A 20,603-nucleotide genomic window follows, 5' to 3' on the forward strand; every position below is an offset into this window, starting at 1 on the left:
TCAAAAGATATGATAGAATCTTGGTACATATTGTTTACAGGGAGAGAGAAGATGAGCAAGTTTCACAAAGTAACAATGGTGTTCATGGCCACTTTTTGTTTGCTTACTTTTAGTGGGTGTTCTGTAATCAGTTCTTTTGCTGATCGATTTACTTCTGCTGAACAAGTTGCACATGATTCAATGGGTGAATTAAAAAAGACAAAAGGTTATCAATCTGTTGCAAAAGGTAACGAAACTCAAACATTGATTCACAATCAAAAGAAGACTGTATTACATAGCCAATATCATTTTCAAGAATCTTATAGTTTTAAACCAGTGAAGATTCATTCTATCCGACAATACATAACCAATGGTCATACCGTTCGCTCAGAATTATATTATTCTGATGGAACGGTTTATCAGAAAACAGGAATTAGTGGTTGGCAAAAAGAGAAAGGAACAATTGAGCAATTAAATTTAAACTATCGACCCGATCAACTACTTCAAGCTGTCACAAAAGGTAGCGCAGGAAAGGGAATACAAGGTCGCTTTTTTGTGTTAGAAATTGGAAAAGCAGCCAGTAAAGAGTATCTTACCCAAGCATACCATGACTTCTTATCCGCTTTCCAACAAGCAACCAATGTAGACCCAAAGGCAAAAGTTTCAATTCAGACGGATCGCCTATCTGAAAGAATTTTTATCGATCGACAGACCAAACGACTGCATCATATTGAATTGAATCTTAAATTAAGTACCAAACTAAAAGAAATTGAGTTTTCTCTTGAAAGAAAAGGAAAAATAGAACTTACTGGAGACTTACAACAACCTATTCTCCTTCCCGATTATGTAAAGAAAGATGCAATTAGTCATGAGATGGAGGAAGAAGATAAAACAGAAGAGTAAATAATTATTTTTTTATACGTTTTTATTTTTAATTGATCGGGAATTTATACGGATCAGATGCAAATTATAAAAAAGGACCGCTCAATTGACAATTTTTATCATGTAGTTGTATTATTTACGTATATTCCCTTGTCCTAGTGAGAAAAAGGGCGTGGTATAAATGATAGAAAGAAATGAACGGTCCTGTTATATGACAGATGTTTTTTATTTTATAACAGATTATCACGGTGAGGTGATGGACGTTGCCTAAACAGACAACGAGAAAAAAGACGTCCCACGTAGTTCAAGTAAAACCGTTGGAAACGTTATCAGTTCTCTCGCTAGAAGGAGAGCGAATCAGAGGTGAAGAGACGCTCTCAGATGATCAACTAAAAGAATTGATGCGTCGTATGGTGTTTACACGTACTTGGGATCAACGAGCAATCGGTCTAGCAAAGCAAGGACGACTTGGCTTCTATGCACCTGTTTCTGGACAAGAAGCTACAATGATTGGAAGTCAATTTGCTTTAGAAAAAGAAGATTTTATCTTACCTGGTTATCGGGATATTCCACAAATATATTGGCATGGCTATCCAATGTATCAGGCTTTTCTCTGGTCACGTGGTCATCAGCATGGTGGTGAGATTCCAGAAGATGTGCATTGTCTTATCCCTCAGATCATCATTGGCGCACAATATGTGCAAACGCCTGGTGTAGCAATGGGTTTAAAACGCAGAGGTAAGAAAAATGTCGCCATTACTTATACGGGTGATGGTGGTAGCTCTCAAGGGGATTTTTATGAAGCATTAAATTTTGCTGGAATTTTTAATCTGCCTGCTATTTTTATCGTGCAAAATAATGGATATGCAATTTCTACCCCAGTAGCAAAACAGACTGCGGCTGATAGTATTGCGCAAAAAGGCGTAGCAGCAGGTGTCCGTAGCCTACAAGTCGATGGTATGGATGTACTTGCAGTATATGAAGCAGTTGCTGAAGCGCGTCAACGTGCAGTCGAAGGCAAAGGTCCTACCTTGATTGAAGCATTAAATTATCGATTGGGCGCACACTCCATGTCTGGTGATGATCCTAAGCGATATCGGGAGGAGAACGAGTCTACCGAGTGGGCAGAAAAGGAACCGCTTGTTCGTTTTCGTGATTATGTAGTGACAAAAGGAATTTGGACTGAAGAAGAAGAGAATCAGGTTATAGAGGAAGCGAAACAAGAAGTTTCTGCGGCAATTAAAAAAGCAGAAACCTATTCGAAAATGACAATTCCTGGATTGATCGATTCAATGTATGAAACGACTCCTCCACAACTCGAAGCACAAAAAGCATGGTTTAAGGGGGATTCCTAAGATGGCGCAGATGAAGATGCAAGAAGCGATCAATGATGCATTACGAGTCGAGTTAGCACGTGATCCCGATGTCTTGATCTTTGGTGAAGATGTGGGGAGAAATGGTGGGGTATTTCGTGTGACTACCGATTTACAACAGGAGTTTGGGGAAGAGCGCGTTTTTGATACACCACTTGCAGAATCAGGGATTGTAGGTTTAGCGATTGGACTTGGAACACAAGGCTTTCGCCCTGTTGCAGAGATACAGTTTATTGGCTTTATCTTTGAAGCATTGGATAGCATTGCGGTACAAGCTCCAAGACTTCGCTATCGCTCAGGTGGACGATATCATGCTCCTTTGACGATTCGAGCGCCTTTTGGAGCAGGAGTAAAGCCGCCAGAGTTGCATGGTGATAGTTTGGAAGGGTTATTAGCTCAGACTCCAGGGATTAAAGTAGTTGTTCCTTCTAATCCTTACGATGCAAAAGGATTGCTGCTCTCGGCGATTCGCGAAAATGATCCTGTCTTTTTCTTAGAGCACTTAAAGCTTTACTTCTCGATCAAAGGTGAAGTCCCTGAAGGTGATTATACAGTACCCATTGGAAAGGCAAATGTCGTTCGTGAGGGCTCTGATGTCTCGATCTTTTCGTATGGAGCGATGGTACATACTTCCCTAAAAGCCGCTGAAATGATTGAAAAAGAGCGCGGTGCAAAAGTAGAAGTGGTAGATTTGCGTACAATTAGCCCCTTAGATACAGAGACAATTGTTGAATCAGTCAAGAAAACGGGTCGTGCAGTTGTAGTTCAAGAAGCGCAAAAGTCGGCAGGAATCGCTGCAGAATTGATTGCTCAAATTAATGAGCAAGCAATCCTTCAGCTGGAGGCACCTGTAAAAAGGGTAACAGGGCCAGATACAGTACTCGCTTTTCCACAGATTGAAGAAGAATGGTTGCCGTCTCCAAAGCGCGTTGTCGATGCATTAAATGAAGTTCTTGATTTCTAAAATTTATTCAAGATAGGATTACTGTTTCGACTAGATTGGAGGAATGCTCTCGTGGGTCTATATGAATTTCATTTGCCCGATGTAGGGGAAGGAATGCACGAGGTTGAGATTGTTAAGCTTTTGGTTAAAGAAGGGGACAAGATTGAGGAATTTGATACCTTAGCTGAAGTGCAGACAGATAAAGCTGTGGTTGAGCTTGCTTCACCTGTTTCAGGTGTTGTGAAATCGCTCAACATAAAAGAAGGAGACATCGCAATTGTTGATAGCGTAGTAGCCACTTTTGAAGTGGAGGGCGAGGGGAACCAATCTGAGCCATCAGCAGCTGAATCTGTCCCTTCACAACCCACTGCTACGGAAGTGCCATCCGATTCAGCTACAGCTCGCTTAGATCAAACAGAAGAGAAATCAGTAGTAGAGACTGAATCGGAAACCACAGACAAAAAGAATGTCTCAGCTATGCCCTCTGTACGTAAGTATGCAAGAGAGCAAGGGATAGATATTAGCCAAGTTACTGGAAGCGGAAAACATGGACGGGTCTTACGGGATGATATCGATTCTTACCTGCAAGGCGGAGCAAAACAAGCAAAAGCACAGCCAACCTCTGTTTCATATGAGCCAGGAACAGAAGAGCGGATACCTTTACGTGGTATTCGACGTACGATTGCAAAACGCATGGTTGAAAGTAAACAGACTTCACCACATGTTACATTCTTTGATGAGTTTGATGTGAACGAATTAATCGCCCTGCGTAAGGCTGGTAAAGCAATTGCAGAAACACGGGGTACGAAACTTTCTTACTTACCGTTTATTATCAAGGCAGTTATTACTGCTTTAAAAGAATATCCAACTCTTAACGCTTCGATTGACATAGAAAATAATGAGATTGTTATTAAGCATTTCTATAATATTGGATTAGCGGCAGCAACTGATCAAGGATTAACTGTCCCTGTCCTACACAATGCTGATCAAAAAACGATTTTTGAATTAGCAGATGAAATCAATGATAAAGCAAGTCGAGCGCGTGAGTTGAAATTATCACCAGATGAGATGCGCGGTGGTACGTTTACCATCTCAAATATTGGTGGTTATGGAACACAGTTCTTTACTCCAATAATCAATCAACCAGAGGTAGCAATTCTCGGTGTCGGAACGATAAAGGAAAAACCCGTCGTCATCGATGGTGAAATCAAAGTTCGTTCACTCATGTTTATGTCACTCACATTTGACCATCGACTCATTGATGGGGATGTGGCAGCACGCTTCTTAAATCGATTGAAACAGCTATTGGAACACCCAAATCTATTAATGATGGAGATGAGGTAAGATGGTAGTTGGCGATCTAGCACAAGAAGTAGATGTAGTAGTAGTCGGTGGTGGAATTGGTGGATATACAGCAGCGATTCGGGCTGCACAATTAGGACGAAGCGTCATGTTGGTCGAAAAAGGAAATTTGGGTGGAGTATGTTTAAACATCGGATGTATTCCATCAAAAGCACTGATTAGCGCAGCAGAACGGGTAGAGCATATTCAATCAGCAGGCGAGATGGGGATTGATGTTGCTGGTGAAGTTTCTGTTGATATGAAAAAACTAATCGGATGGAAAGATAAGGTCGTGAAGAAGTTAACAGGTGGCGTTAGTTCCCTGTTAAAGGGAAATAAAGTAGAAGTAGTGAGTGGTGAAGCATTTTTTTCTGGTACGGATCGTCTCCGTGTGATAAATGATGACGCTTCCCAAACCTATCAATTTAAAGATGTGGTGATTGCAACAGGATCAAGACCTGCTGAATTACCGATTCTTCCCTTTGATAGACAGCGGATTATCTCTTCTACAGAAGCTTTATCATTAAGTGAAGTACCACAAAAACTTGTCGTCGTGGGTGGAGGCTATATCGGCTTAGAACTAGGAACTGCTTTTGCAAAACTGGGCAGTGAGGTAACGATTTTAGAAGGGCAGAAATCTATCTTACCTGGCACGGATGCAGCTTTGAGTAAAATGGTTTCTCGCAAGCTGAAAAAGCTTGGTGTAAAAGTTTTAACAGAGGCTTTGGTACAAGGTGGCGAAAACAAAGGCGATTCTGTTGAGGTAAGCTTTACCCATAAAGATGAGCAACAAACGATTACTGCCGATTATGCGTTAGTCTCAATTGGTCGTAAGCCAAATACGGATGAACTTGGTTTGGAATCGATTGGTGTTACTTTAGATGAGCGAGGATTTATCAAAACAGATCAACGTTGTCAAACCAATCAAGAGCATATCTATGCGGTTGGCGACTGTGCCGGTGGTGATTTACTGGCTCATAAGGCTGGCTATGAAGGGAAAATCGCTGCGGAAGCTCTTTGTGGACAGAAGAGCATCGTTGACTATCAGGCAATGCCATATGTGATCTTTAGTGACCCAGAGATCGCTTATACAGGCTTAACAGAGTCAGCGGCAAAAGAGGCAGGCTATGAGACAAAAGTTAGCCGTTTTGCTTTCCAAGTAAATGGTCGTGCTCTATCGATGAATCAGACCGATGGCTTTGCCCAAATTGTAGCGGATGCAAAGACGAAGCAAGTGCTGGGCGTTCAGATTGTAGGGCCTGAAGCTTCAGCATTGATTGGTGAAGCTGTCTTTGCGATTGAGATGGGGGCGAATGCAGAAGATTTGAGCTTAACGATTCATCCTCATCCAACATTAACGGAGCCATTGATGGAAGCGGCTGAAGGGATTTTAGGACATGCAATTCATATGGTGAATCGTTAAAAAGATATGGATTTACAAACCCCCCTTTCCTCATACGTGGAAAGGGGGGTTTTGTTTGAATAAAGATAGAAAAATTTTTCAATAAAGGCTTGAAAAAATGTTGTCAAGATGTCAAGATACGTTTGTTAGTCAAATAAATCAATCTGTAGCAGGTTTGTAAAAAAGATTCGCTTGTATAATACTCCATTGCGAAGTTGAAGCCATCGTTCATAAGGATCAATCTGATCAACATACCCACAAAATTGATGCTCCATTCCACTTGCCACGCGATAAATCACAGAGAGCGGAATTTCCTGCTCAAAGGCAGTTTGAATGGATTGACTGATCATCAAAGACTGCTCAGGGTCGAATGATCGGTTAAAAGGATGATACTCGATTGAGATATGACGTTGCAATTTCATCACTCCATTAATGAACGCGACGTTTGATTTAAGATGATTGTATCCGAATATATGTTCGTAGTCAAGCTAATATTTAGCGAGGTGGCAACACATGAAGACAGAAATTGAAATCGAGGTACGACCTACGGAAATTGACGTGATGGGGCATGTAAATAATGCAAAGTACATCGAGTACCTGGAGTGGGGAAGAGAAGATTGGTATAACAAGGCGGGTATTCCATTTGATGAATTACAAGCAATTGGAATCGGTACAGTTGTTGCGAGGATTGAAATTGATTATCGGAAAGAGGCTCGCTTAGGGGAACGACTCTTGATTAAGACGCAGCCCCATAGCAAGGGGAGAACAAGCTATCTACTTCAACAACAAATTTTTAATCAAGAAGATCAATTAGTAACAGAAGCGATTGTGACAGGCGTTACCATTTCTTTAGAGAAAAGAAAGTCTGTGCCATTGCCCACTATTCTCGCTGAACATTTTACAAGAGAGCGGGAGCGTTAGCTTTTTAACTCCCGCAGCTCTTCCAATACGCCCTCTATTTCCATCATTGTTAAATTCCCTTTTCTTTGCTCTATAAAATGATAAATATCTAGTAGCTCATCATATTGATCCAATGAGTAGTTTTCAGAGCGGATTAAAGCGGCGTTGACGATATTTAATTGTTGTTTGATCGATTCAATGACATGTTCGAGATTCGCTTGATTTGCTGATTTTAAATCCAAATGAAACATCCTTTCTTTAAGAACGCATATACTCCATTAGATATTGTTTAATGAGTGAAAGTGACTCTTTTGTTTTATAATACGGCATAAACATAACGGTCGAATGAACAGGTGATGGTTTGGCATCGATTTGGAGCTGGTGTGCAATTCGCAAAGCACGGTAGAGATGATAATCATGTGTAATAATGGTTACTTTTTTAAGATGATACTGCTGCAAAAGTTGCTTGGTGTTACGTAAGTTTTCCCAAGTGTTGCGTGAGTTATCTTCTAGAATGAGTCGGTTCTTGGGTAGCCCTTGTTTTTGAAGATATTCAAACATCGCCTTAGCTTCTGTGTGTTGGTCATTTCCTAGACCACCTGAGAGTACCAAATATTTTACCAGACCTGAACGGTAAAGGGAGAGACCCAGATCACATCGTTCTTTTAGCGCTGGGCTCAATTCACCGTCCCACAATGCAGCGCCCAGAATAATGCCTGCTTCCCTAGATTCTGAAGAAGGGTTTACTTCATCAAATTGTGAAGTCAGATAGTACAAGTAAAAGTAGAGACTGAGCAAAAGAATTAATATAATCGTCAATAAGTATATCCACTTTTCTGTCAAAATTCTATTCCTCACCATATTTGAATCCCTGCTTATGAGGGCAATGGACATCCTCCCATCTCTGGGGGATTGGGATGGTAGACACTAAAGCGACCTGTGTCGCGATTTACGTCGATGACAAGTCCATCTAACCAATTACTTGTCGCCACATCATATAGAAAGGGAACACCTTTTACTTCGATTTTGGAATCACTTATTTTCCATTCAGTCATTTCGATTGCAAATGATGGGGTGTTACAACCTGACGTAAGTGGAATCACGCGAAAGCCAAGCCAGTCTGAGCTTTGATCCTGCTCTTGGGTTAAAAGCCATTTTAATTTTGCCGCAGCAAGATCGCTAATGTCTACATGCAAATTTTGTTTACTGGTAGGTTTCATGTGTAGGACTCCTTTCTACATCATCCATACATTATAGCTTATATTTCTCTCACTTGAAATGACAAGGAAAGTATGGAGCAAATATGTTAATATAAAGTAGGCAAGTGAACGTCATAATCTTTGAAGGGAGGCAGCTCATCCGCATTTTGTCGAATGAGCCTTACATATGGAAAAACGTCATGGAGCAATTACGTTTAAAGGAAACGCTGTTACTCTATTAGGACCAGAGGTAAAAGTCGGTCAGCAAGCTCCCGATTTTACTGTTTTAGCAAATGATCTCACACCTGTCTCTTTAGCTGATAGCAAAGGGTCAGTCAGAATTATTAGCGTTGTTCCCTCGCTTGATACTGGCGTTTGTGATCAGCAAACACGCCGTTTTAATGAGGAAGCTGGGAAATTACCTGATGTAAAAATATTGACAATTAGTGTTGATCTACCTTTTGCCCAGAAACGCTGGTGTGGGGCTGCTGGAGTAGAACAGGTACAGACACTCTCTGATCATCGTGAGCTCTCTTTTGGGACTGCTTATGGTGTTGCCATTGAAGAGTTAAGACTATTGGCACGTGCAGTATTTGTAGTCGATCAGAATGATCAAGTTGTCTATGTTGAATATGTTTCAGAGGCAACAGAACATCCAAATTATGAAGCTCCTATTCTGGCTGCTCAGCAAGCGTTAGGTAAATAATTCGTCAAGTTGACGTGAAGATTAGTTGAACCCTAGTACTTCGTTCTTGAGGTACTAGGGTTTTTATGTGAAAATAGAGGAATGAAGACGCAGAATTAATGGAAAGTTGACGAAAGATCAAAGATGTCGATTTGCATGATGTTCCTATATTGATTAATAGATATGGCTCTTTACATAATAAGATGATAGCTTATGAAAGGATGTCGTTTCCTTTGTGGATACATTGGTCGCATGTAAGTAAACAATATGGGCAGCAAGAAGGGCAGAAGTCACTGAAACAGATGAAAAAACCTTCTTCATATGGTCTCCTTGATTTTTCTGCTCAGGTTCGCCAAGGAATTACTGTCATCCTAGGACCAGAGGGATCAGGCAAGTCAACATTACTGAAAGTTACTGCGGCTGTAATGCTTCCCGATGATGGTCGCATCACCTACCGTTTTCAATCTGATCAGCACTATGTATGGTCACGTGGAAGTGTTATTGCTTCTGGGACTTCTGGCTTGGGTGACTTAAAAGAAAAGATCGGATATGTACCTGACATAGAACATGTGAAACATCATACAACTTGTGAAGAATCATTAATTCATCTGGCTCAGTTGCATCGTCTTTCCAGACCGCGAGCTCGCGTGAGGAAAATGCTAGCTAAATGGGGTCTTGCTGCATTTCGTAAACGTCCGCTTGCCGATCTGCCAGTCAGCGAATTAAAACGGTATTTAATTGTCCAAAGTTTGCTTGTACAACCACAATTTTGGATTTTGGATGAGCCAACACGCGGACTTGACGATTATGGTCGGCAGCTATTAATTCATGAATTAAAGAGTCTTGATCGTAAACGAATTGTCCTTCTATCTACTCAAGATATGGAATTGGCAGAATGTGCTGATGAAATGATTCTATTAGAATATGGTTCATGTCGCCGGATGGGAAAACGAAATTTGCTGACAGCAAGCGTTTCAGAAGGTACGGTCGCAGCATGGTATAAGGCGATGCAGACCTTTACTCGCGCCACAGAACAATAAAGCACGATTTTCACCAATATGATTATCTCACCTCTCCACTCGCTCGTTACTTTCATCAATTTGACTCTCACATCATGGATATGTGGGAGTTTTTTGTTGATCAGATCAGGGAAGGAGTTAAGGATAAATGAATTGCTTTGGAGGATTGAAATGAGTGAGGAAAAGAAACAAGACAAACGCTCTCGACTACAACGATTTCTAGAATGGCTAGAAAGAGCAGCAAATAGAATGCGGAAAATGTGGCAACACCCTTTTACCAAGCAGATGAAAAATTGGATTAGTCAGCATAAAAAAGCGGTTTTAACAACGACTACGATTATTTTGACTATCTTCATTGGACTTTATACGATATCTATTTTAAAAGTCGACTCAGATGAAGCCATTACGCAGTTTACGCAGGCTTTAGAACAAGAGGATGTGTCTGGGCTGCAAAAATTGATTGAACCGGATCAAGCTCGATTCAAATTTAATCAGAAACAGGCGAAAGATTTAATCAAATTTTCGCAACAGGATGAGGACTTCTTTTATGGTTCAGATGGGATTCTTGCACTATTACGAAAGGAACAAGGATTAGATGAAAAAAGTGTGACCGCTGATGCTGTTTCAAAGCATCCTTCATCCTTTTTTTATCTGAAGAAAAAAGAAGGGTTTTTATGGGATACATATTGTATAGGTGTCAAAACAGGATATATAGAAGTGACAACCAATCTTCCAGGTGTTCAGGTTTGGATTAATCATCAGCCGGTTAAAATCGTTAGGAATAAAGGGAAATCAGGGCCTTTTTTGCCTGGGATTTACCAAATAAAAGGAAGCAAAAAATTCCCATATACTACCGTTACGACAGAACGGGAAGTAAATTTATTTCAAGCGGAAAATCGAATAGCAAAAGAGACATTGGCGCTATCGATTGGGACGATTCGCGTTTACTCAGGAATGCCAGATACTGAAATTGTAATAAATGGTAAAAAAACAGGACAGACCGTAGGCAACACGATCGTTGATTTTGGTCCAGTCACAGATGATGGATCATTGCGTATAGATGGGGAGCGCTCATTTCCTTGGGGAGTGTTAAAAAGCACACCCATTCCAATCAAACCGAATGTCTGGAAGTTTGATTTAACCCCTAATCCTTTTTCAAGTCCTGAGTTAAAAAAGCCCATGCTTGATTTAATCAATCGCTATGCCAAAGAACGAGTAAAAGCAAAGTTGACCAGTAGTACAAAACCATATACCTCAATTCATTCTAAATTAAAAGAAAAATATGAAGGTGAGTTTCGTGATCAGAAGCAGTTTCAATCAGGGGATCGGTATCAAGGAGTGGCTGTGAAAACAATTGTAAATCCGTTGAAAGCAACGGCTACGATAGAAAACGATGGACAAGTCAAAGTGAAAATACCTGTCCAATTCCACTTTCGTGAACGGGTCTATGGCAACTTTGATCATGGGGATGAGCCACTAGAAGATGTTGTCGAAGATGCTTATGTGTGGGTTGTCTATGATGAACAATCAAAAGAGTGGTTGATTACAGACTTAAATTCCATATTATTTTCAGATGATCTGTTTCGAGATTCGCATAATCTCATTACAAATTTTTAGCTAAATAGACTTGGGGCGTAAAAAATTGCGCCCCTTAGATGATGTCCTGGATTGTTTGGCTTTTAAGGCAGCTATTCAGATAATTGACTTCCTCTTTTAAAAATTGCAAACGAGCATTACCAAACCATTCAAGTGTAACTGTACGGTTATAACTTCTACGCCCTAAGTATTCAATTAAAGGTTTTATCTCTACAACTCCCTGCTTTAAAGAAGCTAGCTCATGTACATTTCCATTGGGATGAAACACATTCGTTGGTCGAAATTGATCTGTCTTTTTGCGTGCATTTTTTAGATGAACATGTTTAACATAGGGATACCAATTTTGGAGACATACGAGAGGATCAACGCCGAGTTCCCATACATGGAAGGCATCAAAGTTAAGTCCTACATGTGTCCAATTCCGTTTATCGATATTTTTGAGAAGCAGTTCAACCCCTCTGATATCATCTAGTAAAGTTTGTGGATGAACTTCAAAGACTACATCGATTTGCGCTTCTTGCGCAAGCTGGTTCAGTATATCTATTCGGTCTAACCATTGTGTTTGAATGGTGGTGGTGCTGTCTCGATAGGAAAGATTGCCTGAGAATAAACGAAGTGTGGATATTTTTAATATATGACTGAGGTGAAATTTTGCTTGAAGCGATTCCTTCCAATTGTAAGAATCCGATGAAAAATTGGTGAGGTCTAAATATGCACCTAAAACATACATATGTAAATCCGTCTGTTTGGCTAATTGGATCAGTTCATCCTGATGTCTATTTAAATGTGGCTCCCATAATTCTAGTCCTTGAAACCCACAGTTTCTAGCAATTCTGACCAAATCGTTTGGTGAATACATGTGATAACGAAAAGTGACTGTAGCCATAAGCCATTTCACGAGTTGCACCTCTTTCTATTTGTATAAACATTATTATAACATTCTATAAATAAAAGACTTATAATATATAAAATATAAATGTTAATTTAATATAAAAAACGCCTGATATTGAAAACAGGCGTTTTTATGCAAGTTGAATAAGGAATTGGATGAACAAACTGTTCATAGTAACAATAGATGTAACACAATAAATGGATTTTCCCACCAGTTATAGCAGATTTCAGGTAGATTATACCAGGAACTGATCATAAAATATCTTTCAATTTAGATAGTTGATCAACATAATTGAACACGCATACATAGGTCATCAGTCGATGGTGATGTACATGTGAAAAACCGAGATAGTTATTTCTATATCTCGGTTTTTGTTGTTTTGCATTTCACATAATGTGAATAATGAATTGAATGTCATTGAATGGAGGAGATAGAACTAGATGAGAAGTTTAAAGAAGCCAATGAATATTTTTCGCACAATACCTTGACAGAAATAGTATTGTGTAATAGATTATATATCGAGAGGTGAGTATATATGGCAGGGAAAATTTCGACTGATCTCATTCGAGGTCATACGAGCACAATCATTTTAAATGTACTTCGACAAGGTGATAGCTACGGATATGCAATCTATAAACAGATCATCGCGCTCAGTGACAATCAATATGAGCTGAAAGAAGCAACTTTGTATACAGCTTTTCGACGGCTAGAGAAAGAAGGCTATATTCTGTCTTATTGGGGTGATGAGACGACAGGTAGTCGACGCAAGTACTATCGAATCACAGAAGCAGGTAGTCAATTTTATGAACAAAGTCAAAAGGATTGGGCGTTCGCTAAGAATATCTTAGATAAACTGATTAATGGGGGATTGAATCATGATGAATAATTCATCTGTAGATAAAAAGGTAAAAGAGCGGATAAACGAGTTGTTTGCTGGAGTTGGATCCAGTCAAGCATTATTTGAGTTAAAAGAAGAGTTGAGCACTAATATCAAAGAGAAGGTTGCTGATTTTCAATCGCGTGGAATGGATGAACAGCAATCGTTGCAAGAGGCGATGATTTCGCTGGGGGATCTGAGTGAATTAGTGGAAGAGATGCGTCAGCTCGGGCAAAATCAGGCGAAGCAGAAAGTCTACTCGACGAGGGCGGCACAGATTTCGACGATTGGAATTGTTGTGGGTGTTTTGTTGATCCTATTTGGAGGGTTGGTCTGCACGATGTTGTTTTTCCAAACTTCTGAAACAATTAGTGCAGTGGGGCCGTTAATTTTTGTGGTGTTGGGTGGAGCGATCACAACGTATAGCGTGCTGACTCGGGAAACGAAGAAGTGTTATGGTATGAATAAAATTCGAGCAACGATATATGCTGCGGCAGTTGGAACAGGTCTGTTTGGATTTTTTGTATCCATTATGACATATGCTGGTATGGGTAAAATCTACACAGCCATCGCCCCATTTATGGTGTTTTTTATGATCAGTGTAGGAGTCATTCTTTATCTTATACTAACGGAAGTAGACCGAAAGAAAGAAAATTCATAGCATAGTTCTTTGTTATGTCAAGAAGCTTAACTACAGCAGAGGAGGACATCTGATGATAGTTGAATTATTGATCCAGGTGGGGCCCATAGTAGTAGTGCTTCTCCTCATCATTTGGCTCATTGGCTGGCTTGGTAGCAAAAGATCAAAGAAATTGAGTATGGCTGCTAAAAATGGTTGGTTGATTAGTCACATTTTCTTTTTCATTATTTATTTCAGCGGATTATTCGCTACTTTGCTACTGACTATTGGTAGTACGTATACGACTGATCCGATACTTATGCACACAACGCATTTATATGCAAAATATTCCGATTGGTTTTTGATTATTCCTGGTGCATTTGGCTGCATTATCACTGGAGTGTGGTTAGCTGTACGAACACATTGGGGACTGATGAACTATTACTGGGTAATCGCAAAAACAGTAGGGAATGTGCTTTCCATTGCTTTTGGTAGCTATTGGATGCGTGTTTGGTATGGAAAAACCATAGAATTCACGAAAAATGGTCATTTTGACTTCTTCCATAATGCGGTATATTTGGAGAGTCGTCAAGGGCTCATCTACGGAAGCATTGGTGCGATTCTCTTTCTTGGCTATTTAGTGGCTATTTCTAAATTTAAGCCTTGGGGTAAACGAAAGAAACAGAAGCAAATACCCACTGCTGTTAAACCAATAATGAAATAGTCGTCTAAAATGGGTTAAATGAATAAGAAAAAGCTGAAGTTGCTAGGGAGCAAGGGGCAAAACAGACGGAAAATTACTTTTCTTTGATGCTATCCCATGTCAGGAAGATTTACAAATAATAAAGAATGGATCGTATTTGCAGGAAATGAAAGTGGGACTGGGGCAAAAACAGCGGTTGGTTATGGACAATTTGAAGTAGTCGGTTGTTATATAAAACAACGCCTTGATTCGACTCAAGACGTTGTTTTTGAAATCCATTTGTATTGAGAATGACTGTAAGCCAAATGTTTGGATCTAATTTAGCATTTAGTTGGAATCTGAATAACAAGAACGAACACCGTTCATTACTTCTAAAGCGAGATCGGATATAATTGGATATAGATGGTATGTACTCGGATGAAAGTAAATGAAGGAAGAAAATGAAAAAGAAATTATCAATCGGGATTAGTGATTTTAAGATGATTAGAACAAGCGACTATTATTATGTGGATAAAAGTTTAAAGAAATTATCGATAAATGAAAGATTGTAGGAAAAAATCTCGAAATGTATTTGCAGCTTGTGATAGATATCGTTCTTTTAGCCATGACAATTGATAAGTACGTTGACAGATTGGTTGTTTAATATGCAGTAGATGAAATAAATTACCTTTACGATCAAATAATGGTACACCTATATCTCTCTCCAAGCGCGCAATTGTTTTGCTGAGAGCTGGTTGTGCAATCCGAAGATCTTTCGCTGCCTTCGTCATGTGCTCCATTCTTGCGACCCTTTGGAAATATTGAAGTTGTAATAATTCCAAAGTTGTTGCATCCTTATATACTAAAAGGAATATAGATATATACAAATATATATTTTTATATATCTATAATCAAATGTATGATGGATATGAATAGAATCAAAGGAGAGAAATGATCGATGACCAAAAAAAATGATGTTCTTGAAAAAGAGATCAATATGATCAAACAAATCATTATTGAAATGGAAACAGCACATAACAACCATGACGCTGATGAGCTTGATCGTCACTTTACTTCCGACGCATCATGGGTCAATGTAATGGGTCAACGATTATCGGGTTGGAAGGAAATAAATGAAGTGCATAAGGCTGTCTATAAAGAACCGCTAAAGAATTCATATGCCCGCTATGATGTTGCGAATATTTCCTTTATCCGACCAGATGTAGCGGTAACACATATTAGGCAATATTCAACTACCCCTGATAAGAAAATAATAAAAGGAAGTCAAGGGAGCATGGCTGTATATGTGATGATCAAAGAGAACAGTACATGGAAAGTTGCCGCTGGGCAAAATACGTTGATCCAAGGAGATGATCATACCAATCCATAAAATGATAAAACATCTTTTGGAGAACCCAATAAAGGCAACCGAAAGCTAATTGGAGAATCGTTCTGGATGATTATTTATCCTGTGGTTGTTTAACGATTGTTATCAATAACAAAAGAGATAGGATCACAGAGATGGATGCGGCAAGAAATAAAATTTCATAGCTTGTTATTTGAGAAATCCAGCCCAAGATGATTGAGCCCAAACCAATTCCAAGATCAAATGCGGTAAAAAATGAAGCGTTGGCGACTCCTTTCCGGTCTGGATGAGCAAGGTTAATGATCGCTGTTTGGAGTGCGGGTTGTGCTGATCCAAAACCGATGCCATAAAGAATAGCTGCGATGATCAGACCGACCAATCCTTCAGAATAGCTAATCCAAATCAGTCCGATGCAAGTCAGGATAAGTGATGGGATTAATACAGCTTTTTCGCTAAAACGATCGGATAGCTTTCCAGAGATAGGTCTTGATAATGTCAAGGCAATGGCGTATACAAGGAAAAATGTCCCTGCGTTCACTTTTAATGAATCAGCAAATAAAGGTAAAAAGGTGGTGATCCCCCCATACGAAACCGCAAGAAAAAAAATGACAATAGAAACGGGTAGGAGTGATGGATCGAATATTTCGATCCGCTTTTGTTGATTTTGGTTAGATTTAAAAGGTGTTTTTGTAAAAAATAAGATAAGAAAAGCAATAAAAGTAATCACAGTTGCGGTTAGAAAAAGTGTATGAAATGAATAATGGTTTAAGATCCATAAACCTAAAAGAGGACCTATTGCCATGGCGAGAGTTGTTCCAATTCCATACCACCCCATCCCTTCCCCTCGACGTGAAGCAGGAATGATGTCAGTAATGGCAGTGCCTACTGAAGTAGTTGATGCTGCCCAACTTAAACCATGAATAAAGCGTAATAACATCAAAACGAAAATTCCACTTACCCAATCATAGAGATACATAGAGACAACAAATAATAGAACCCCCCAGATGATAAAGGGTTGTCGCCCAAAACGATCTAACATTCCGCCGATCACAGGTCGGAACAATACAGCAGAAATCGTAAATAACCCAACAATCAGACCTATTTCAGATTCAGAACTCCCTAATTTTTTGATATATAAGGGAAGAGTAGGGAGTAGGAAATAAAAACCGGTGAAGATGAGAAACAATGAGAATGTGAGAAAGATAAACTGTTTTGTCCAAAGCTTTTCCATGTGTGATTCTCCCTTGTCAATTGATTGAATGCAATTGGGAAACTTGTTCGATTTCTGATGTAACCCATTCAATGCCTGTGAGTGTAAGTTGTATTCGATGATCGAATATCTTTAATAACTGGTTTTGTTGCGCCTTTGGCATAGTAGTAATGGGTTTTTGTTCAATGATATTGGTTTCATTTCTCAGATACTCTAACTGGTTTTGCAAATATTCAAGGTATTGCTCCAAACAAGCTAGTTGAAATTCTTTATTAACAAAATGTGAATATGCCATTTTAAACATGAACACAAGATCAGTATCCATATTAAATTTCAATGGTTTTTTCATAAGTGTGTAAAAATGTTTTCTACCTGTTTCTGTAATCCTATATACTTTCCGTACTCTTTTTCCGATCAATTCCTTCCCTTGAATTTCGATATACTGATCTCTTTCAAGACGTGTGAGCAATGGAAATATGGTTCCTGAGCTGATCTGACGATAGGGACCGGCTGCATGTTTTAATTTTTCTTGGAGACGATAGCCATGCCAGTCATTTGACATTAATTCACCTAAAACAAACAGTTCATACACATTTGTACCTCCTATATATCGATTCGACATATGTGGATTAATTATATGTCGAATCGATATATAAAACAACCCCCTACTTAAAAGTAGAGGGTTGCATGTATTAAACAGCTGCTTCTTCTTTGTCATTCAAAATTTGACGTAATACAGTAGGAAGGATACCACCATTTCGATAATATTCAACGTCTACTACACTATCGAGTCGAACTAATGTTTGGAAAGAGATTTTACTTCCATCAAGTCGAGTTGCCGTAACGTTTATTTTAGATCCGGGCTGGATCTCATTTGAGATATCTGGGATATCAAAAGTTTCTTCGCCTGTGAGTTCGAGTGATTGCCAGCTTTCACCACCAATAAATTGTAGTGGAAGGACACCCATACCGACCAGATTACTGCGGTGAATCCGCTCAAAGCTTTCTGCAATCACTGCTTTTACACCCAGCAAGTTGGTTCCTTTCGCAGCCCAGTCACGTGAACTTCCTGTGCCATATTCTTTACCAGCTAGAACAACAAGTGGCGTTTCGCTCTCTTTATATTTCATCGCCGCATCATAGATTGACATCACTTCACCTGTTGGGAGGTACTTGGTTACACCGCCTTCTGTATCAGGCACCATTAGGTTACGAATACGGATATTGGCAAAAGTTCCTCGAGTCATGATTCGATCATTGCCCCGACGCGAGCCATAAGAGTTGAAATCTCTAGGTTTTACACCATGCTCTTGTAAAAACTGACCCGCTGGACTAGATGTGGAAATGCTTCCTGCAGGTGAGATATGGTCTGTAGTTACCGAGTCACCTAAAAGGGCTAATGTTTTCGCTCCAAGAATGGGTTTAATCGATGGTGCTTCACTTTCCATATCAACAAAGAAGGGTGGCTCTTGGATGTAAGTCGAGTCAGCATCCCATTCATAAAGTTCACCTTTCGGGATCGGCATTTTGTTCCATCTTTCATTCGCATCAAAGACGTGACGGTATTGATTTCGGAATTGTTCAGGGCTCATCGAGGATTGAATCATCGTGGTAATCTCTCCAGGAGTTGGCCAAATGTCTTTTAGATATACAGGTTTTTCTTCTTGATTATAGCCAATGGGCTCTTTTTCAAAGTCGATATCGACTGTTCCAGCTAATGCATATGCGACTACAAGTGGAGGTGAGGCAAGGTAGTTCGCTTTTACAAGGGGGTGAATCCGACCTTCAAAGTTTCGGTTTCCACTCAATACAGAGGCAACGGTTAGATCGCCTGTTTCAACCGCTTTGGCAATTGGTTCAGGGAGCGGTCCGCTATTTCCAATGCATGTTGTACAACCATAACCAACAACATGAAAGCCTAATTTCTCAAGGTAAGGCAATAATTTTGCTTTTTCCAGATAGTCAGTTACGACTTTTGAACCTGGGGCTAAGCTCCGTTTTACATAAGCAGGAACTTTTAGTCCTTGTTCCACTGCTTTTTTCGCTACCAAACCTGCCCCTAACATTACGCTGGGATTAGAAGTATTGGTACAACTGGTAATCGCAGCAATGACAACGGAACCATGAGTAAGCTCAACAGAATCATCGTTCATTTCAGTTGAAACTTTTTGTTGGATTTGCTCTTCGTTAAGACCAAATCCGCGTTTTTCGATAGGTCGACGAATGGTTTCGCGCCATTCATGTTTCATTTGATTCAGTTCAATTCGATCTTGTGGGCGTTTTGGTCCAGAAAGACTGGGTACAACATCACTTAAGTCAAGTTCAATCGTATCAGTGAAGACAGGGTCTGGTGTATGATCGGTACGGAACATGCCTTGTGCTTGATAATAGGCTTTAACGAGTGAAATCTGCTCCTCGTCTCTTCCTGTGCCGCGGAGATAGCGAAGTGCTTCTTCGTCAACGGGGAAGAAACCAATGGTTGCTCCATATTCAGGAGCCATATTGGCGACAGTTGCTCTGTCAGGCAAGCTAATGTTGCTTAGACCAGCACCATAAAACTCAACAAATTTCCCTACAACACCTTTTTTCCGTAGCATTTCAGTTACGGTCAAGGCTAGATCAGTTGCGGTAGCTCCTTCTGACAATTTACCAGTCAGTTTAAACCCGATCACTTCAGGTGTGATAAAGTAGAGCGGTTGCCCGAGCATACCAGCTTCTGCCTCGATTCCCCCGACACCCCAACCGACCACGCCGAGACCATTGATCATAGTTGTATGGGAATCCGTTCCGACAAGGGAATCTGGGAATACATATGTGTGTCCATCCTGCTCTTTTGTCATTGCTACACTGGCTAAATACTCTAGATTCACTTGGTGAACAATACCTGTAGCAGGTGGAACAGCTCTAAAGTTATTAAATGCATCTGTAGCCCAACGAAGTAGGCGATAACGCTCTTCATTCCGTTCAAATTCTAAATTCATATTGTAAATAAGCGAATCATTTGTTCCAAATCGGTCAACCATGACAGAGTGGTCAATGACGAGATCAACGGGAATCAAAGGGTTAATTCGTTCAGGGTCTCCGCCGACTCTTGACATGGCTGAGCGAAGAGCTGCAAGATCGACGACAGCCGGAACTCCTGTGAAGTCTTGTAACACAATCCGTGCTGGTTTGAAAGCAATCTCTTTATCTGAGCGATCCGTTACCCATGTGGCAAGCTGTTTTACATGTTCTTTCGTAATGGCTTTCCCATCATATTGGCGCACAGCTGCTTCTAATAGTACTTTTACGGAAAAAGGGAGTTGAACAATGGACTCATATTCCTCTTGCAATTTTGGTAATGAATAGTAGTTATAAGTTTTGCCGCCTACGTTTAATTGTGAATGAATATGTTGATAACTCATAGAAAGGCCTCCTTGTTTCGTATAGTGAAACTCGGTTTCTTTTTTTCGGTACCTATTATACAATGTAAGCAGCTTGTTGTATACATGTAATATGCAATAAAACCATTTCTTTCATACAGATTAGACTGTTTACAAACATGGGTAGGGGCAGATGAAATCTCATCGGAAACATCGTGAAGGCAATATTGGCGGCGGAGCGGAGAAATGCTCCTAAATCCACATTTTTCTAGGTAC

At 39.9% G+C, this 20,603-nt stretch carries 22 protein-coding genes and 1 pseudogene; 14 read left to right on the forward strand and 9 right to left on the reverse strand.

Annotated features, from left to right (window positions below; translation table 11 throughout):
* The first annotated feature begins 51 nt into the window (after nucleotides 1–51).
* The 5 genes from BUB71_RS16090 (at nucleotide 52) to lpdA (ending at nucleotide 5,941) form a co-directional block, all read left to right on the forward strand.
* On the forward strand, nucleotides 52–882 hold the full coding sequence (locus tag BUB71_RS16090) for a hypothetical protein (RefSeq protein WP_073157179.1): 831 nt from the start codon (nucleotides 52–54) through the stop codon (nucleotides 880–882).
* A 242-nt stretch (nucleotides 883–1,124) separates the two neighbouring features.
* Complete coding sequence (pdhA, locus tag BUB71_RS16095) at nucleotides 1,125–2,216, forward strand: pyruvate dehydrogenase (acetyl-transferring) E1 component subunit alpha (RefSeq protein WP_073157182.1); 1,092 nt, start codon at nucleotides 1,125–1,127, stop codon at nucleotides 2,214–2,216.
* Between the two features lies 1 nt (nucleotide 2,217).
* The gene (locus BUB71_RS16100) at nucleotides 2,218–3,198 is read left to right on the forward strand and encodes an alpha-ketoacid dehydrogenase subunit beta (protein WP_073157187.1); all 981 of its coding nucleotides are present in this window, start codon (nucleotides 2,218–2,220) and stop codon (nucleotides 3,196–3,198) included.
* A 51-nt stretch (nucleotides 3,199–3,249) separates the two neighbouring features.
* Nucleotides 3,250–4,521 carry a dihydrolipoamide acetyltransferase family protein gene (locus BUB71_RS16105; protein WP_073157191.1) on the forward strand — a complete coding sequence of 424 codons (1,272 nt, stop codon included), beginning with the start codon at nucleotides 3,250–3,252 and terminating at the stop codon, nucleotides 4,519–4,521.
* 1 nt (nucleotide 4,522) lies between these two features.
* Nucleotides 4,523–5,941, forward strand: coding sequence for a dihydrolipoyl dehydrogenase (gene lpdA, locus BUB71_RS16110; RefSeq protein WP_073157195.1), 1,419 nt, complete (start codon nucleotides 4,523–4,525; stop codon nucleotides 5,939–5,941).
* Nucleotides 5,942–6,066: 125 nt separating this feature from the next.
* On the opposite strand, the gene BUB71_RS16115 is transcribed toward lpdA, so the two are convergent.
* Nucleotides 6,067–6,336 carry a YolD-like family protein gene (locus BUB71_RS16115; RefSeq protein WP_073157199.1) on the reverse strand — a complete coding sequence of 90 codons (270 nt, stop codon included), beginning with the start codon at nucleotides 6,334–6,336 and terminating at the stop codon, nucleotides 6,067–6,069.
* A 97-nt stretch (nucleotides 6,337–6,433) separates the two neighbouring features.
* Between BUB71_RS16115 and BUB71_RS16120 the strand changes: the two genes are divergently transcribed.
* Complete coding sequence (locus BUB71_RS16120) at nucleotides 6,434–6,841, forward strand: acyl-CoA thioesterase (RefSeq protein ID WP_073157202.1); 408 nt, start codon at nucleotides 6,434–6,436, stop codon at nucleotides 6,839–6,841.
* On the opposite strand, the gene BUB71_RS16125 is transcribed toward BUB71_RS16120, so the two are convergent.
* From BUB71_RS16125 to BUB71_RS16135, 3 genes are read right to left on the reverse strand one after another with little or no spacing between them, the layout of a single operon-like run.
* Complete coding sequence (locus tag BUB71_RS16125) at nucleotides 6,838–7,062, reverse strand: DUF1128 family protein (protein ID WP_073157204.1); 225 nt, start codon at nucleotides 7,060–7,062, stop codon at nucleotides 6,838–6,840. The two genes, BUB71_RS16120 and BUB71_RS16125, sit on opposite strands and share 4 nt — an antisense overlap.
* Nucleotides 7,063–7,078: 16 nt before the next feature.
* On the reverse strand, nucleotides 7,079–7,663 hold the full coding sequence (locus BUB71_RS16130; protein ID WP_175552402.1) for a YdcF family protein: 585 nt from the start codon (nucleotides 7,661–7,663) through the stop codon (nucleotides 7,079–7,081).
* A gap of 32 nt (nucleotides 7,664–7,695) precedes the next feature.
* Nucleotides 7,696–8,040, reverse strand: a complete 345-nt coding sequence (locus tag BUB71_RS16135) for a hypothetical protein (protein ID WP_073157210.1) — start codon at nucleotides 8,038–8,040, stop codon at nucleotides 7,696–7,698.
* Nucleotides 8,041–8,206: 166 nt separating this feature from the next.
* Here BUB71_RS16135 and tpx point away from each other — a divergent pair, with 166 nt between their 5' ends.
* The 3 genes from tpx to BUB71_RS16150 all read left to right on the forward strand — a co-directional run bounded on the left by tpx (nucleotide 8,207) and on the right by BUB71_RS16150 (nucleotide 11,340).
* Nucleotides 8,207–8,725 carry a thiol peroxidase gene (gene tpx, locus BUB71_RS16140; protein ID WP_073157213.1) on the forward strand — a complete coding sequence of 173 codons (519 nt, stop codon included), beginning with the start codon at nucleotides 8,207–8,209 and terminating at the stop codon, nucleotides 8,723–8,725.
* Nucleotides 8,726–8,937: 212 nt separating this feature from the next.
* Complete coding sequence (locus BUB71_RS16145; protein WP_073157216.1) at nucleotides 8,938–9,744, forward strand: ATP-binding cassette domain-containing protein; 807 nt, start codon at nucleotides 8,938–8,940, stop codon at nucleotides 9,742–9,744.
* Nucleotides 9,745–9,894: 150 nt separating this feature from the next.
* Complete coding sequence (locus BUB71_RS16150) at nucleotides 9,895–11,340, forward strand: TcaA 3rd/4th domain-containing protein (RefSeq protein ID WP_073157219.1); 1,446 nt, start codon at nucleotides 9,895–9,897, stop codon at nucleotides 11,338–11,340.
* 34 nt (nucleotides 11,341–11,374) lie between these two features.
* Here BUB71_RS16150 and BUB71_RS16155 read toward each other — a convergent pair whose 3' ends face one another.
* A complete protein-coding gene (locus BUB71_RS16155; RefSeq protein ID WP_073157223.1) occupies nucleotides 11,375–12,217 on the reverse strand; it encodes a sugar phosphate isomerase/epimerase family protein in 843 nt (280 codons plus the stop codon).
* 529 nt (nucleotides 12,218–12,746) lie between these two features.
* Between BUB71_RS16155 and BUB71_RS16160 the strand changes: the two genes are divergently transcribed.
* The 4 genes from BUB71_RS16160 (at nucleotide 12,747) to BUB71_RS19765 (ending at nucleotide 14,698) form a co-directional block, all read left to right on the forward strand.
* Nucleotides 12,747–13,097 carry a PadR family transcriptional regulator gene (locus tag BUB71_RS16160; RefSeq protein ID WP_073157226.1) on the forward strand — a complete coding sequence of 117 codons (351 nt, stop codon included), beginning with the start codon at nucleotides 12,747–12,749 and terminating at the stop codon, nucleotides 13,095–13,097.
* Nucleotides 13,087–13,749 (forward strand): permease prefix domain 1-containing protein, encoded by a 663-nt coding sequence (locus tag BUB71_RS16165; RefSeq protein ID WP_073157230.1) that lies wholly within the window; start codon nucleotides 13,087–13,089, stop codon nucleotides 13,747–13,749. Before BUB71_RS16160 ends, BUB71_RS16165 begins: the two co-directional genes overlap by 11 nt.
* Nucleotides 13,750–13,801: 52 nt before the next feature.
* Nucleotides 13,802–14,431: a hypothetical protein gene (locus BUB71_RS16170; protein WP_073157233.1), complete on the forward strand. Its 630-nt coding sequence runs from the start codon at nucleotides 13,802–13,804 to the stop codon at nucleotides 14,429–14,431.
* A gap of 96 nt (nucleotides 14,432–14,527) precedes the next feature.
* Nucleotides 14,528–14,698, forward strand: coding sequence for a hypothetical protein (locus BUB71_RS19765; protein ID WP_175552403.1), 171 nt, complete (start codon nucleotides 14,528–14,530; stop codon nucleotides 14,696–14,698).
* A gap of 377 nt (nucleotides 14,699–15,075) precedes the next feature.
* Here BUB71_RS19765 and BUB71_RS18940 read toward each other — a convergent pair.
* Nucleotides 15,076–15,231 (reverse strand): annotated as a pseudogene (locus tag BUB71_RS18940) (LysR family transcriptional regulator); the annotation flags it as partial.
* A 116-nt stretch (nucleotides 15,232–15,347) separates the two neighbouring features.
* Here BUB71_RS18940 and BUB71_RS16180 point away from each other — a divergent pair.
* The gene (locus BUB71_RS16180; RefSeq protein WP_073157237.1) at nucleotides 15,348–15,779 is read left to right on the forward strand and encodes an SgcJ/EcaC family oxidoreductase; all 432 of its coding nucleotides are present in this window, start codon (nucleotides 15,348–15,350) and stop codon (nucleotides 15,777–15,779) included.
* Nucleotides 15,780–15,849: 70 nt separating this feature from the next.
* On the opposite strand, the gene BUB71_RS16185 is transcribed toward BUB71_RS16180, so the two are convergent.
* The 3 genes from BUB71_RS16185 to acnA all read right to left on the reverse strand — a co-directional run bounded on the left by BUB71_RS16185 (nucleotide 15,850) and on the right by acnA (nucleotide 20,369).
* Entirely contained in the window at nucleotides 15,850–16,986 is a 1,137-nt protein-coding gene (locus tag BUB71_RS16185; protein WP_073157240.1) for an MFS transporter, read from the reverse strand.
* Nucleotides 16,987–17,002: 16 nt separating this feature from the next.
* Complete coding sequence (locus BUB71_RS16190) at nucleotides 17,003–17,557, reverse strand: PadR family transcriptional regulator (RefSeq protein WP_073157243.1); 555 nt, start codon at nucleotides 17,555–17,557, stop codon at nucleotides 17,003–17,005.
* Between the two features lie 100 nt (nucleotides 17,558–17,657).
* Nucleotides 17,658–20,369: an aconitate hydratase AcnA gene (gene acnA, locus BUB71_RS16195; protein WP_073157246.1), complete on the reverse strand. Its 2,712-nt coding sequence runs from the start codon at nucleotides 20,367–20,369 to the stop codon at nucleotides 17,658–17,660.
* Between the last annotated feature and the right edge of the window lie 234 nt (nucleotides 20,370–20,603).

Origin of the sequence: Seinonella peptonophila (genome assembly GCF_900129355.1) — a bacterium.
GTDB classification, from domain to species: Bacteria; Bacillota; Bacilli; order Thermoactinomycetales; family Thermoactinomycetaceae; genus Seinonella; species Seinonella peptonophila.